Source organism: Halochromatium sp. NSM3 (assembly GCF_059621085.1).
This window is the reverse complement of sequence record NZ_JCAQIA010000041.1, coordinates 15,128-27,943: the sequence shown is the minus strand read 5'-3', so window position 1 is coordinate 27,943 and position 12,816 is coordinate 15,128. Positions and strand designations below refer to the sequence as shown.

General features: G+C 62.3%; 20 protein-coding genes. 9 read left to right on the top strand and 11 right to left on the bottom strand.

The features are described 5' to 3' along the window. Window positions 1-14: 14 nt before the first annotated feature. Window positions 15-236: a DUF2281 domain-containing protein gene (locus AC54T3_RS14835; RefSeq protein WP_496625955.1), complete on the bottom strand. Its 222-nt coding sequence runs from the start codon at window positions 234-236 to the stop codon at window positions 15-17. 352 nt (window positions 237-588) lie between these two features. After that, a complete protein-coding gene (locus AC54T3_RS14830; RefSeq protein WP_496625953.1) occupies window positions 589-891 on the bottom strand; it encodes a hypothetical protein in 303 nt (100 codons plus the stop codon). A 205-nt stretch (window positions 892-1,096) separates the two neighbouring features. Here AC54T3_RS14830 and AC54T3_RS14825 point away from each other — a divergent pair, with 205 nt between their 5' ends. From AC54T3_RS14825 to AC54T3_RS14810, 4 genes are all read left to right on the top strand, one after another. Further along, on the top strand, window positions 1,097-1,462 hold the full coding sequence (locus tag AC54T3_RS14825; protein WP_496625956.1) for a helix-turn-helix domain-containing protein: 366 nt from the start codon (window positions 1,097-1,099) through the stop codon (window positions 1,460-1,462). Between the two features lie 200 nt (window positions 1,463-1,662). Further along, window positions 1,663-2,520: a 5'-methylthioadenosine/S-adenosylhomocysteine nucleosidase family protein gene (locus AC54T3_RS14820; RefSeq protein WP_496625951.1), complete on the top strand. Its 858-nt coding sequence runs from the start codon at window positions 1,663-1,665 to the stop codon at window positions 2,518-2,520. A 16-nt stretch (window positions 2,521-2,536) separates the two neighbouring features. Continuing rightward, the gene (locus AC54T3_RS14815; RefSeq protein WP_496625950.1) at window positions 2,537-3,229 is read left to right on the top strand and encodes an SOS response-associated peptidase; all 693 of its coding nucleotides are present in this window, start codon (window positions 2,537-2,539) and stop codon (window positions 3,227-3,229) included. Continuing rightward, window positions 3,226-3,462 carry a hypothetical protein gene (locus AC54T3_RS14810; RefSeq protein WP_496625948.1) on the top strand — a complete coding sequence of 79 codons (237 nt, stop codon included), beginning with the start codon at window positions 3,226-3,228 and terminating at the stop codon, window positions 3,460-3,462. Before AC54T3_RS14815 ends, AC54T3_RS14810 begins: the two co-directional genes overlap by 4 nt. Here the strand turns inward: AC54T3_RS14810 and AC54T3_RS14805 are convergent. The 4 genes from AC54T3_RS14805 to AC54T3_RS14790 all read right to left on the bottom strand — a co-directional run bounded on the left by AC54T3_RS14805 (window position 3,443) and on the right by AC54T3_RS14790 (window position 5,512). Beyond that, window positions 3,443-3,991: a hypothetical protein gene (locus tag AC54T3_RS14805; RefSeq protein ID WP_496625946.1), complete on the bottom strand. Its 549-nt coding sequence runs from the start codon at window positions 3,989-3,991 to the stop codon at window positions 3,443-3,445. The two genes, AC54T3_RS14810 and AC54T3_RS14805, sit on opposite strands and share 20 nt — an antisense overlap. 8 nt (window positions 3,992-3,999) lie before the next feature. Then, window positions 4,000-4,467: a tRNA (N6-threonylcarbamoyladenosine(37)-N6)-methyltransferase TrmO gene (gene tsaA / locus AC54T3_RS14800; RefSeq protein ID WP_496625944.1), complete on the bottom strand. Its 468-nt coding sequence runs from the start codon at window positions 4,465-4,467 to the stop codon at window positions 4,000-4,002. Next, window positions 4,464-4,925: a hemerythrin domain-containing protein gene (locus AC54T3_RS14795; protein WP_496625943.1), complete on the bottom strand. Its 462-nt coding sequence runs from the start codon at window positions 4,923-4,925 to the stop codon at window positions 4,464-4,466. The genes tsaA and AC54T3_RS14795 overlap by 4 nt, the downstream gene beginning before the upstream one ends. Window positions 4,926-5,032: 107 nt before the next feature. Then, window positions 5,033-5,512: an aminoacyl-tRNA deacylase gene (locus AC54T3_RS14790; protein WP_496625942.1), complete on the bottom strand. Its 480-nt coding sequence runs from the start codon at window positions 5,510-5,512 to the stop codon at window positions 5,033-5,035. A gap of 110 nt (window positions 5,513-5,622) precedes the next feature. Here AC54T3_RS14790 and AC54T3_RS14785 point away from each other — a divergent pair, with 110 nt between their 5' ends. The 4 genes from AC54T3_RS14785 (at window position 5,623) to AC54T3_RS14770 (ending at window position 8,886) form a co-directional block, all read left to right on the top strand. After that, the gene (locus tag AC54T3_RS14785) at window positions 5,623-6,348 is read left to right on the top strand and encodes an SDR family NAD(P)-dependent oxidoreductase (RefSeq protein ID WP_496625940.1); all 726 of its coding nucleotides are present in this window, start codon (window positions 5,623-5,625) and stop codon (window positions 6,346-6,348) included. A gap of 208 nt (window positions 6,349-6,556) precedes the next feature. Beyond that, window positions 6,557-7,399 carry a hypothetical protein gene (locus tag AC54T3_RS14780; protein WP_496625938.1) on the top strand — a complete coding sequence of 281 codons (843 nt, stop codon included), beginning with the start codon at window positions 6,557-6,559 and terminating at the stop codon, window positions 7,397-7,399. Window positions 7,400-7,723: 324 nt separating this feature from the next. After that, window positions 7,724-8,068: a YebG family protein gene (locus AC54T3_RS14775; RefSeq protein ID WP_496625936.1), complete on the top strand. Its 345-nt coding sequence runs from the start codon at window positions 7,724-7,726 to the stop codon at window positions 8,066-8,068. Window positions 8,069-8,502: 434 nt separating this feature from the next. Further along, a complete protein-coding gene (locus AC54T3_RS14770) occupies window positions 8,503-8,886 on the top strand; it encodes a YchJ family protein (protein WP_496625934.1) in 384 nt (127 codons plus the stop codon). On the opposite strand, the gene AC54T3_RS14765 is transcribed toward AC54T3_RS14770, so the two are convergent. Both AC54T3_RS14765 and AC54T3_RS14760 read right to left on the bottom strand, forming a co-directional pair. Further along, window positions 8,883-9,413: a hypothetical protein gene (locus AC54T3_RS14765; RefSeq protein ID WP_496625932.1), complete on the bottom strand. Its 531-nt coding sequence runs from the start codon at window positions 9,411-9,413 to the stop codon at window positions 8,883-8,885. The genes AC54T3_RS14770 and AC54T3_RS14765 overlap by 4 nt on opposite strands. Before the next feature lie 116 nt (window positions 9,414-9,529). Then, window positions 9,530-9,754 carry an MOSC domain-containing protein gene (locus AC54T3_RS14760; protein ID WP_496625930.1) on the bottom strand — a complete coding sequence of 75 codons (225 nt, stop codon included), beginning with the start codon at window positions 9,752-9,754 and terminating at the stop codon, window positions 9,530-9,532. Between the two features lie 350 nt (window positions 9,755-10,104). Here AC54T3_RS14760 and AC54T3_RS14755 point away from each other — a divergent pair, with 350 nt between their 5' ends. Further along, complete coding sequence (locus AC54T3_RS14755; protein ID WP_496625929.1) at window positions 10,105-10,245, top strand: helix-turn-helix domain-containing protein; 141 nt, start codon at window positions 10,105-10,107, stop codon at window positions 10,243-10,245. Between the two features lie 10 nt (window positions 10,246-10,255). Here the strand turns inward: AC54T3_RS14755 and AC54T3_RS14750 are convergent, their stop codons facing one another. The 3 genes from AC54T3_RS14750 to AC54T3_RS14740 are packed head-to-tail and all read right to left on the bottom strand — an operon-like array spanning window position 10,256 to window position 12,581. Then, window positions 10,256-10,858, bottom strand: coding sequence for a histidine phosphatase family protein (locus tag AC54T3_RS14750; RefSeq protein WP_496625927.1), 603 nt, complete (start codon window positions 10,856-10,858; stop codon window positions 10,256-10,258). A 53-nt stretch (window positions 10,859-10,911) separates the two neighbouring features. Then, complete coding sequence (locus AC54T3_RS14745; protein WP_496625925.1) at window positions 10,912-12,081, bottom strand: hypothetical protein; 1,170 nt, start codon at window positions 12,079-12,081, stop codon at window positions 10,912-10,914. After that, on the bottom strand, window positions 12,078-12,581 hold the full coding sequence (locus AC54T3_RS14740) for a DUF4365 domain-containing protein (protein WP_496625924.1): 504 nt from the start codon (window positions 12,579-12,581) through the stop codon (window positions 12,078-12,080). The genes AC54T3_RS14745 and AC54T3_RS14740 overlap by 4 nt, the downstream gene beginning before the upstream one ends. Window positions 12,582-12,816 lie beyond the last annotated feature (235 nt).

Below are 12,816 nucleotides of genomic sequence, written 5' to 3'. Positions count from 1 at the left end.
CTTTGAAGTCTAGACTAGAGCCAGAGAATTGGCTGAGATTCGTGAATAATCAGGTTAGGCAATGGAGCATCGAAGTCATCCGGGACCTGGAATTCTCCCTGACAAAGACCGATCGGACGCGGCTCTTGACACTGCCTTACGCGCTGCTGAAGAAAGCCGGCGAAATCCAACACCTCCGCTTGCCGCTCAGGCGGTAAGACACGGACTGTCGAAAGGATTTGTGCTTCGATATTCATAAGTGTTTTCTCGTCAAGCTGACATCAGTCTTCCACGATGCTCTGGAATCGGACGGCCGATCTCTTGGGCGCTCTCGATCCACTACTGAATGATCAATTCCGCATTTGCGAGCGGCTGTTGATCGCTGTCTCCATCAGCCATGCAACCCGGAAGCTCCGGCACTTCGGCAAGATAATCCCGGTCTTCCTCGCTCCAATTCATGCTAGCCATTCGAGCCTCCATATTTCTGAGCAAGGATCCGATACATTGCCGCTCACGCATGAGCGACAAACCGATTTGTGGTTCATGAATCGCGATTCATGAACCACAAAAATGGGCACAATTCCGTCAGCCCACCGCATCCGGCGGAAACTAGCTTCGAAGCGTCTCGAGCAGCGAGTGGAATGCGGCGTCTTCACAGTGCTTGATCGAAACCTGCGCTGTGATCCTCTTGTAGATTGCCGATGAGCGCGGGATTCGCTGCTTGCATAGCAGCAGCTCCAAGGATTCCTTGGGTGAAGCGGGTTTTGCCTGCCCTTCCGGCCAGGTCTTCGTCTCCTTGATTTGCTTGCCTGAAATATAGTCGAGCGTGTAACCGGCTGGAATCGTGTGCTCCTTCGAGTCGACAGCCTCCTGGGCTGCGGATTCATTCTGTTCTCTTGCGGCTTCGCTCATCTCATCGCCCTTTGCACACGCGTTAAGTCGTCTTGTCGCTCTCGATCTGGACAGCCTCTCGCTGCTTTGAGCAGCGAGCACCATCTCAAGCCTGCGCAGGCCGCTTACGCGCGTCGAGCCCGGACGGCCAGAGAACGATCTGGTCGACTACTCTAGCACATAAAGATATGCGTTGCATAACACTAAACAGCGTGCTAAGTTGCCGATGATGAAAACCTTTGGCGACACCCTCCGTGAGCTTCGCGTCGCCCAGGCGTTGGGCCTCCGGGAGATGGCCGGCAAGATTCGAATCTCGCCAGCCTATCTCAGCCGGATCGAACGTGGAAAGGAGCCCCCTCCGAGTCCCGAAGTGATCAAGGCCATGGCCACTGCGCTCGCTGTCGATCCAGATGTCTTATTTCGGCTGTCTTCGGCGACCGACCCTGAGATCACCGATTTTCTGCGCGCGCAACCTGAGGTGATGAGACTACTGAGACTGATCCTCGAGGCTGGGCTTAGTGATGAGGACATCCAGCGCGTAACCGCGTTCGTCAGACAGATCTGCGATCAACATGAGTCGTCGTCGCCTTAGCCTGCGATGCCGCGCGCCAACGCTATGCTGGCGACCCGCGACCTGGGGGGCCTGGGGCATGCGCTTGCTGCCGGAGTTGGAACGCGCCGGTATGAGTCCTGCGTATCCTCAGCCCTTTCTGGGCAGACCGACGGAGGAGATTGGCTTCTGGCGCGGCGAGGCCCGCGACACTGACTCGAATCGCCCAACAGGCTCTGAACATGACACCCATAGACTCGCCCGAGCGCCGAACTACTTCTAGCCTCTACCTCGAGCGACCAATCGACTTTCTGCTCGTCGCTCCGCTGCCCGAGGAGCGCGACGCCCTGCTCGCGCGCCTGCCGGGTCACCGCAAGCTGCCGCCCAACGATGACGACATTCGCGTCTACTACGCGGCAGAGATCCGCGCACACTTTCCGGACGGACAGCCGGTCACCTATTCCGCCGTGGTGCTGCCGCTAGCTGGGATGGGTCACACCCAGGCCGCCAGCGCGTGCGGCGACGGCATCCGCCGCTTCGCACCTCGCTATGTGCTGCTGGTTGGAATCGCCGGCGGGATCGCGAGGAACGACGTATCTCTCGGCGACCTACTGCTATCGGACCAAGTGGCGGACTACGAGCTGGCAAAGGTCACTTCCGAGGGCCCGTCGGTCCGCTGGCAGGTATTGTTGGGACAATTGCGCTTTGATCTGCTGCATCGGCTTCGCGCATCCAATTTCAGATTCATACCGCTCGACGCGAACGAGATCCTGCACTGGTTGCGGCAGTCGCATTCGGAATCCGGCCGACTGGTGGTCCCGGAGAAGCTAGAGGTACTAGCGAGATACTGGGCGGCATGCCTCAACCAGGGGGATGCGCTCCAGTGTAACGGCAACGACCGCCATGGTGCGGGCGAGCTTCCTTTCTTCATCTCCTCCCAATCGGCGGTGACGACGGTCTTGTGCCGCATCTGGAGAATTCTGCGAGCGGCTGATTCATTGGCTACGGGCAGCCACTGGCAGGCGAGCTGCTGCATTCTGAGTCTGTCAGACGCGCCATGCATGCACTCGATAACGTGGCCAGATCGCTCATCACCTTGACCGAAGGAGGTCCGGCATGTGCGGACGCTTCGCCCAATACGCCGATCCCCAGACCCTCGCCGATCACTTCGGGCTCGCAACGACAGCGGTTGACGCGCAACTGCGCTACAACGTCGCGCCGACCCAACCGGTGCTGGCAGTCCGACTGACCGAGGACCAGCAGCATCGCGAGTGCGTGAACCTGCGCTGGGGCTTAGTACCGTTCTGGTCCAAAGGGCCGGATAATCGCTATAGCATGATCAACGCCCGCGCCGAGTCGGTCGCGAGCAAGCCGGCCTATCGCGCTGCGTTCGCGCAGCGTCGCTGCCTGATCCCGGCCGATGCCTTCTATGAATGGCAGCCCAGCAAGGATGGCAAACAGCCCTATGCGATCCGCCGCAAGGATCAGGCGCCGTTTGCGATGGCTGGACTCTTTGAGCATTGGCAAGGCGATGACGGATCTGTGATCGACTCCTGCACGATCATCGTCACCGAGGCCAATGCCCTGCTCCGCCCGATCCATGACCGCATGCCGGTGATCCTAGCGCCTGAGGACTATGGGAACTGGCTTGCGAGCGGTGACGGGAGCGCGAGCAAGGAGGCGCTGTTGGCGCTGCTCAAGCCGGCTGATACAAGATGCTGGGATGCCTATCCGATCTCGCGGGCGGTGAACTCGTCGGTCAACGACAGCCCGGAACTGCTCGAGCCACTCGCCGCTGGAGCGCCATGAACGCATCCCCACCCGCTGAGACCCTGACGCTTGAGATCGATCCATCCTTGCTCGAGCATGTGCGCGAGCGCCTGGCACAGCGGCACCGGGACACCCCGCCTGAAGTGCTGGTCGCGGCGCTGGTGACCAGCATCCTCGACAACTCCGGCTACCCGATCAGCGCCACACGCACTGAGGATGGCCAGATCCGCATTCGCTACCGGCTGCGCTCGTTCAGCGAGCCGATCCTGTAGCACCGTCTGGACTTACCCCGAGGTCGTCCTGCGATGCCGGCTGGCGCAGCGCAAGATAGAGCAGCGGACCCAGTAGCGGCATGTGCACAGCCAGCGCGGACCGGCCGCTCAGGCGCAACCCGCGCCGCTGTCGATCAATCACCGCACAGCGATGCAGCGCGATGGTCAAGACCAGCAGGTCGGCACTCATCACGGCGATGAAGGCCGAGTCCTGAAGCTGGGAGGCGAAGACGCTCAGATCTCCAGCCAAGACCGCAAAGCCAATCAGCCCTAGAGCCGTCAGCAGCAACACCACGCCGGTGATCCGCGAGCCGAGCGCGCGCACAAAGGCACCGGGTGCCTGCTGCAAGGGCGCGCGCATGTCCCGTATCGCCAGATAGGGCAGCAAGACAACACCACCGAGGACGAAGCTGCCCAGCGCAAAGGGCCAGGGGCTAGGCTTGCCGGTATCAAACAGCAGGGCGTAGGTCAGCAGCAGGAGCCAGAGTACGGCGAACAGCCAGCGGTCGAAACGGCGATCAGTGAGCACGCTGTCAATCAGGTTCCTGGGTTGGTCATGAAGGCCGAGCGCGCTGGCTTCAGATCCAGCAAGGGCGTGCCATCCAGGCAATCCAAGCCGCGCACCCGCAGCACCGGGCCTTCGACCCCAATCAGCTCGACAACGCTGCTGCCAATCGGATTCGGCCGCACCGGCGAGCGCAGGGCAAAGGTGCCGAGGGGCTCCCCACGCCCTTTCGGGCATTGTAGGACCAGGTCGCGCCGGGACTGATCGAGCCAATAGAGCACCTCGAGCGGGGTCGTCGTCTGAAGACCGACCAGCGCACGATCCCAGGGCTGGAACACCTCGATCTGACACTCCGGACCATCGAGGCCGCCTTGGCGCGGACAGTCTTCGCGCCGCTGCCAGGGGGTGTGGATGCGCCCGATGTACTGCAGCGCGGCATCCGACGCTTGGGGGTGCTCTACAGCAACCTCGCCGGGGCGTTTGGCTTGCTGCGGGCTCATCGCGGCGCTCCGGGCGCGCCGTCCTTGCGCGCTGTCGTCGAACAAGCCGGGCGCGCTGCCGCTTCGTGCAGCACGCCCAACTCGTTGAGCACGGCGGGCTCCAGCACCTGCTGCGCGGTCTCGAACAGGGTCCGCTCTTCAAAGCGGATATGCGCACTTAACGCGGCGCCGAAGCACTCAGGGGCATCGCTCAGAATCAACGCCCGCAGCTCGGTATGCTCGGCAAGGGTTTGCTCAACCAAGGCCTGCTGGCCGGCGACACGCAAGGTGGCAAGGAGCCCCCGCTCCTCAAGCTGGAAGTGCGGTTCGAGCGCATCGGCAAAGCGGGCCTGGATCTCGGCCCAAGCAGCACGGCGCTCGGGATGTTCAACCGTCGCCAACTCACGCGCCCGCTTGGCCAAGACCAGCGCTGATTGATGGTCATGCGACAGGCGCACGAGGTTGGGATCACGTTGCATCAGCTGGGTCCGAATCGAGAGCGGAGCATTGAGGTTCCCACTGCCGGGTCTGGGCGGTCAATGCCTCACCGCGACCGGCGGCCAGACACTGGGCTTCCAACGCCGGCTTAGACTGCGACCTCAACCAGCGTTGGCGACAGCAGACGTTGCAGATCCTCGCTGCGCAGCCGGAGGATGTAGCCGCGCTTGCCGCCGTTGATATACAGCTGCTCGAGCTGCAGGATGCTGCGCTCGCAGTAGACCGGCATGGTCCGACGGGTCGCAAAGGGTGAGGTGCCACCGACCTGGTAGCCGGAGTGCTTGTCTGCAATCTGAGGTGTGCAGGGCTGAATCCGCTTCGCACCGATCTGGCGCGCCAGGGCACCGGTCGCGACCTCGTGGTCACCGTGCATGAGCATGATCAAGGGCTGAAGTCGGTCGTCTTCCATGATCAGGGTCTTGACCACTTGGTGCTCATCGACGCCTAACGCCTGAGCCACCTCAGCCGTTCCACCACCGTTGTAGGTATAGCAGAAGCCGCTGAAGGGGACGTCAGCCTGGCGTAGAAGCCGCACGGCGGCGGTCACAGGTTCTTTGGTTTTTGCCATCTCGATCGCCACCGTTTGAGATGTCTAGCCCTTTTGGGGCAACTGGTCACACGAGCGCTCAGCACAACGGGTCCTATGATCGGACGTTCATCGTCCAGGAGACACAAGGTATGCACACAGGTTACGCGATGATCGTCGGCGCTGGCTCCGGCACCGGCGCCGCAGTTGCCAAATGCCTGGCCACTGAAGGCTGGCCGGTGGTGCTGACCCGGCGCAACGCGAAAGCGCTCGATGCGCTCGCTGCGGAGATCGAGGCGGCCGGTGGTCGGGCGCTGGCCGTCGCGGCGGATGCGAGCGATGCGGCCGAGGTCAGCGCCCTGTTCGAGACCGCGTCGGCGCACTTCGGCACACCGGAGCTGGTCGTGTTCGCGACAGCGGGTTTCGCGATGGGGCCTCTGGTCGAGACCGAGCCCAGTCGGCTCTATGAGCTGTGGCAGGGCAGCACGCTGGCAGGCTTCCTGATTGCGCGTGAGGCGGCCAAGCGCATGCTGCCGGCCGGCTCCGGATCATTGCTGTTCATCGGCGCCACCGCGTCGGTCAAACAGAGCGCTGGCTTTTCCGCCTTTGCTGCGGCCAAGCATGGCCTGAGAGCACTGGCAGGCAGTCTGGCACGTGAGGTTGGCCCGCAAGGGATTCATGTCGCGCACCTGATCATCGACGGCCTCATCGATGTCCCACGGGTGCATGAGCAGATGCCGGAGATGGCGGCAACGCGCGGTGAGCAGGGCTTGATCAAGCCTGAGCATATCGCCGAGACGTTGCTCTGGCTGCATCGCCAACCAAAGGATGCCTGGACCTTCGAGCTGGATCTGCGCCCGGCCAACGAGCCTTGGTAAGCCGCGCCCAACCAAGAGCGTGCGAGATAGACCGTTCAACAACACAGCGGCCGGCCGATTTCGTTGCCTCCATGGGGTGTTCATCGACATGCCCTTCTGATGCCGGAACTGAACGCAGCAAGCAACATCGGCGGATGGGGCGAGCCTGTGGCAAGCTGCTGACTCACCGCTATTGACGTCAACCTGACCCCGGAGGCGCTTTCCCGTTTTGCACGACCAACCACAGAGGCTCAAACAGCCGCTCTGCATCTACCACGCCGATTGCCTGGATGGTTTCTCGGCCGCTTGGGTCGTCGACACCGCTCATGCGCAGTCCGGCCTCGAGTTCTACCCGGGTGTGCACCAACAGCCACCGCCGGATGTCCACGGGCGTGAGGTCATCCTGGTCGACTTCAGCTACAAGCGCGACCTGCTGCTGGCGATGGCGGACCTGGCCGATCACATCCTGATCCTCGATCACCACCGGTCCGCACAGGCTGATCTGGTCGACCTGCCGGAGAACGTCACCACGGTCTTCGATATGGATCGGTGCGGTGCCATGATTGCCTGGTCGCACTACTTCCCTGATCGGCGCCCACCTCGCTTGCTCGAGCACATCCAGGACCGGGATCTCTGGCGCTTCGAGCTGCCCGGCACCCGCGAGATCACCGCCACACTGGCCTCCTATCCGTTCTCACTCATCGAATGGGACCGGCTCATGCGCAAGGATCCCGAGGAGCTGCGCGAGGAAGGCATCCCGATCCTGCGCCAACACGACAAGGACGTGCAGGAGTTGGTCGAGACGCTGGCCTACCGCAGCCAGATCGCTGGCCATGAGGTGCCGGTCATCAACGTCCCCTCGAAGTACAGTTCCGATGTCGGAGCGGCACTTTGCGGCGGCGAGCCGTTTGCCGCTTGCTACTGTGATACGCCCGCCGGGCGGCGGTTTAGCCTGCGCTCTGATCCACAGGGCCTCGATGTCTCGCGGATCGCGGCCGGCTTCGGCGGTGGCGGGCATCCGCATGCGGCTGGATTTCTCGTCGAGCAGCGCACGCCGCTTCACCTGGCTTAACGCCGAACGATCCGCTTACCTCCAGCAAGGGCACATCGGTGCGAACCCACCAGCGCGTCTAGCCCGACCGCGCTCAACGCCCTGCCAGGCAGGGTCCTGCTTGGCGAGCTTTGACCGTGAACGCGCCATCGACCACAGGTATGACAATGCGACTGGGCGCTATCATCCCCGTCGGTCTTCCCTGCCAGCCCAGTGTTACCCCATGCTTCTGTCCCTTGTTGCTGGGGTCCGTCGGCTCAGCCTCTCGAACTCGAAGCGTGGCTCCGCTGTGGCTGTTGGTTGCGCTAGAATCCTGACCTTCGCCTGCGACTGGAGTCGACCGCGTTGATCGAGATTGAATACATCGTCAAAGACAAGCATGGGATGGAACGATTGCGGACCGCTGATAAGAAAGCTGCCGATGCCTACGACAAGGCGCTCGAGATCGCCGACCGGCTTGCGCAGTTGCTGCGCGAGGATCAGGTTCTACCCGAGCTGCCGAACGCGGACCTCGAGGAGCTGACCATCTACCTGGCGCGCAACGCCCGCAACGTTGAGCGGGTGCTCAAGGGCAAGGAGCCAGAGCCCACACCGCCATCGGGTGAGCGCGAGGACCACTCCGAAGCGGCCACCGAGCAGCCCGCCGGCGACGCCGACAGCAACGTGACCGAGCTGAAGCGGGCGAAGTAGGCTTTGCGCGTTTGGAGACGACAGCGTCGTCCCTGCAGCGGTCAACTCCGCTGAACCCTTCAAACTGCCCGGGGCGCTGCGCCAGGTGCCGAGCATGTTGGCCGCTGGATGGGGCGGCGTTGGCCTCATGGAGGTTCCTGATTAGCAAGTTGGACCGGCAGACCAAACGCCTGATTCGCCTCGGCATGAAGCCCTATCCGCCCGTTGCCTGGACGGACGGCGGTAGAGCAGCGGCTGCTGGGCTTCTACCCTAGAACGCTGGCTGGAGAGCCACCCGACACACGGATGGGCGAAGCCGGCCCGTTCAACGCTGGGGCTCAGGCTGAGCTTGTGCCGATCGGGCGTCTGCGCGAAGCTGCCAATCATCGCTGACTCGACGCCTGCCGAAACCGGTTCCTGCGTCGCCACCCACCAAGAGGATCTGAGCCTTGTCGATGGCTTGCCCCTGCGGCTCCGGACGAACTCTTGCCGACTGTTGCGAGCCGTACCTGGCTGGCACGACAGTGCCAGCAACCGCCGAGGCGCTGATGCGCTCGCGCTACTCGGCCTTCACCCAAGGTACTGTCGAGTATCTGCGCAGCACCTGGCACTCCAGCACGCGACCCGCCGAGATCGTATTGGACCCGGCGCCGACCTGGATGGGCCTCAAGATCCTGAGCACCAAGGCGGGTGATCCCGACGACAGCGAAGGCTGGGTGGAGTTCGTCGCGCGCTACAAGATCGGCCGACGTCCGTTGCGGCTGCATGAGCGCAGCCGCTTTCTGCGCGAGGATGGGTTATGGCGCTATGTCGATGGGGTGTTGGACCCGCTGCGTTAGCCAGTCTCGGCGGCGATGAATGCGGCGATCGCCTGCACGCGCGCTTTGGCTGGACCATTGAGCGTGTTGCCGTAGCGTACATCGTAGTGCTCGCAGTAGCGCGCCGCGAGCTGGTAGCCGTCGGCGGGTCGGTTAGCCTGCCTCAGGCTGATCTCAAGCGCCAGTTCCAGCAACAACACCGAGTGATCATGAATGAGACGAACGGGATAGCCTCTGACCCGTTTGATCTCGGATTGGAAGTTCCGGCATTGGCCGAGCAGGACGCACAGGGCGGAGTCATCCATGATCCCGCCGCTGTTGGCGGTCTCCAGGATGGCCCGCGCTTGCTCGAGCAAGGCAGCGACCTCGCTCGATGAGGTGGCTTGCTGCGTCGTGATCCGCTCCATGATCCAGTTCGCGAACGCCTGCAACCGCCCCTCGGTCTCGAACCACTTCTTCAACATGGTCAGACGCTGGGTGTCGGCGGACCCGGCGCGTTCGATCTCAGCGATGATGGCCGCGAGCTTGTTCTGAATCGTGGTTGGCATGGTCGTCACTAAACGGATGATGGTCGGCGGTTGCGGACGCATCTGCCCGTTGCGTCTCGATGAGGACTGAGAGGATCGGTTTGCTTGGCGATCAAGCAGGCGCGGCAGTCCAGGCCTTAGGCCTCGGCATCAACCGCTACAACGGCATCACCGACGCGCAGCAGCCCGCCCTGAGTCACCCGCACGCAAAGTCCACCATGACCGCGCATGGCATTGTAGCCGCCCGCTCCCAAGACCTCCTCCATGCGTGAGCAGGGATGCGCAAAGCTGGTGCCCTCCAGCACCACCTCGCCGATCTGAAAGCGCTGACCCTTGAGCGCACACAGGTTGATGCCGGACACCAGCAGGTTGCGGCGCAGCGCTGCCGGCGCTATCTCCTCGATTCCGGTCAGCGCGGCGCCGGCCGCAGGCCGATCCAGTCCAAGCGTCCAGGGCGCGGAAAGGTCTGCATAAGCGACGCCAATGGGCTGTTCTTGGAGAGGATCATGGCTTCCATCATACAGACGCAGTGGGCACGCAGAGAGTAGGACGAGTTAATCGATCCCCGCCCTACGGAGACCACGATGCGCCTGCCCCTTCTTTTTGCGACCATTGCGTCAGTATCTATCCTCTGCCTCTCTGTGCTCGGTGGATGCCCTGCCGGGTGCGGCTGAGCCAGAGGCAAGCACCGATGTGGTAGGACTCAAGGCCCATGCCCATGCCGGCGAGCGCGCCGCGATCCTTAGCCTCGCTGGATGATCAAGAGCGCAATGTGACAGCCGCCGCAGCTGCTCTGGGTGTCAGCCGCAAGACGCTCTGGCAAAAGATGAAGCGCTATGGGATCTCGCGTTGAGCGGTGATCGTCAAGGCACGATCGTCAATCGACCCAGCACGGCAAACCCGTCGGTCTCATCCGGCGCGAGGACGACGATCTCGGCAGGCTCGATGAGTTCGAAGCTCAGGGTGTTGATGGTCTCCCGGTGGGTGACCAGTGCCAGGTTAGCATTCCCCGAGAAGGTCGCGATCCGCTCACGCACATCCTCAATCAGCCAGGTCGCCTCGCCCTCGGGCAGCACGCGCGGATGATTCAGTGCCGTCCAAGGCTCGGCAGCGCCGAAGGCGAGCTCGGCGGTCTGCCGCGCACGGCAAAGCTCGCTGCTCAAAACGGTCTCGACCTCGACACCCTGCTGCCGCAGCCGTTCTCCGAGCGCCTCGGCCTGCGCGCGTCCCTCCGCGCTGAGATTCAGTTCGCGGCTGCAATCGCTGTCTTGATCCAGGTTCAACGCGACCTCGGGAGTTGCCTCTTCGGATTGCGCATGCCGGATCAGCATCACCTTGCCGCCCTCGGTGAGCGCCGACCACAGGGCGGCGGCATCTTCGGTCGTCTCTGCCAGCGCGTTGCCTTGAGCGATGAACAACGCCATGGCGGTGCTATACAGTCCGGTTAGCAATCTCTGTCGGATCATGATTGAGTCACTCATCATGCGCGATATGGCGAGAAACGCCATAACGGCGCCGCCTAGTCAGCTAGTTTGACGGCATCAGTACGATTGTCGTTAACGTCATCATCATCAGCCGTGCCAATACTCACCAACTCAGCGTTTGTGAGTTGCCAACGCTGCCCAGTCCGCTCTAGATCGCCCCTAATGAGGGCTGGCAATTGCTGCTCATGGGCTTGGACGGCCAGGCTGTAGCTGACGTCATCCAAGGTTGTTTGGACCGACTGAATCTTGCCGTCGACTAACGTTCTCAATCCGATCTGGCCTTCAGCCTCGTTCTGATCACGCTTGAGTCGGTAAATGGTTCCGAACAATTCCATGTCCGCCTGCGAGTGTTGTGCGCGAAAGTTTCTAGCCGCCTCTCCCAAGACTTCGGCCATGCTCGGCTGGAAACGCACGCGCTGCTGAACCTGAGCACCCGGGCGGGTGCGTGCCCAGGTCACACCGATTTCCAGCTGGTTGGCATGTTGGATCAGCTTTGACACCGCCTCGCACAAATTCGCGCTGACGCCGATTTGGACGGCTCGTTGAAAGGCCGCCATGCCCTCTGTCGTGGCCCGTTCCGCCGCTTTGTTGCAGGCTGTTAGCGCTTCCATCAGTCGGCGTGTCACCTTGCGCTCGTAGGGCTCGTCGTCGAAGGGCGCCCAGTCAAGATCAAAAGACGGTTGCAACAGCGGAGGGACAGGGGCCAAGAGCTTGACGACAAAACTACCCTGCTCGGTCTGACCCAAACGAACCCGTTGCAAATATTCGTTGGCCTCGCGATTTGCGCCAGCGCGATAGAGTGCCCTCGGGCTGGAAGCCGCGCAGGCAGCCGCCAGCAGCATCTCGCGCGTGTGCGTCACGAGACCCTCGGCGGCGACCAGGGGAACGGAGCCGTCGTTCGCATCACCAGCAGCGCGGATCCGGATCACATCTCGGTCTGCGCCGAGCAGGTCGCGATAGAGCGCTAACGCATCCCGTCCGCTCGTTTCCGCTAGGATCGCGATCAACTGCGCAACAACGGAAGCATAATCGGCCAAGGCATCGGTACGCGGGATGATCAGCTCTGGCCGGTCTGGGTGTGAGTAAACATCGGCATGTTGCCCATAGGCTTCCAGCCGCGCCCAACCTTCACCGCACGCGTAGGCAGCGAGTGCAGCGGGGGTGATCGCGCGCAGCGCTTGATCGTCACGAATTTGCACATTCATTGGATCGCTCCTCGTCGGGACTGATCCATTAGGTCGCACAATGCGGCCACGTCAAAACGCTGGTGGGCCGGCAGCGACACCGTCACGGATTCGCGGTTTTCTGTGTCGGGCAGATCGGTCAGCGAGACCCAGTACGCGCATCGGCGCAACACCAATTCATCCTCAGTGATCGTCGGCCAATCGGTTTGGTCTTCTGGCAGTGCGAGCACCACGAGTACTCGCGGCGTTTGGGTCGGCTCGCGCAGCAGATCATAGTTGCGGCGTTTAAGAGGATAGCGGTATTCCCCTTCGTGTGGCTCACCGAGTTTCATCGTGGCTTTGAGCTGTATGCCTAACGCTGGACGCATCTGCCCGCCGGCTCGAATCGTACAATCGATGCCATCGCGGTCGAAATCATCGGTGGCTACCACATAGCCAGCGCTTGCTGCCACGGCCTGCAGATAGGCGCGCGACAACGCCTCTTCGCGGTCGGCGGTGGTCAGGATCTGATCCTGGTTCATGTATCGCGTCCCAACATCATCGCAATGCTTCAATCGTCCGCCCTGGGCGTGTCACCTGCAGATCTTGCCGGACATCAGCTTAGGGAGAAGGACGCTTTTAGTTTGGGCGAAGGTGCAGGATTCTTCAACGAGTTGATCTTTGCCCCAGCGAGCGCGCAGCGGCACGTGTTTAGCCGTAGCCAACTGACGCGCAGGTTTGCGGTGTCTCTGGAAGGCGTGCTGCGCGAAGAAACGG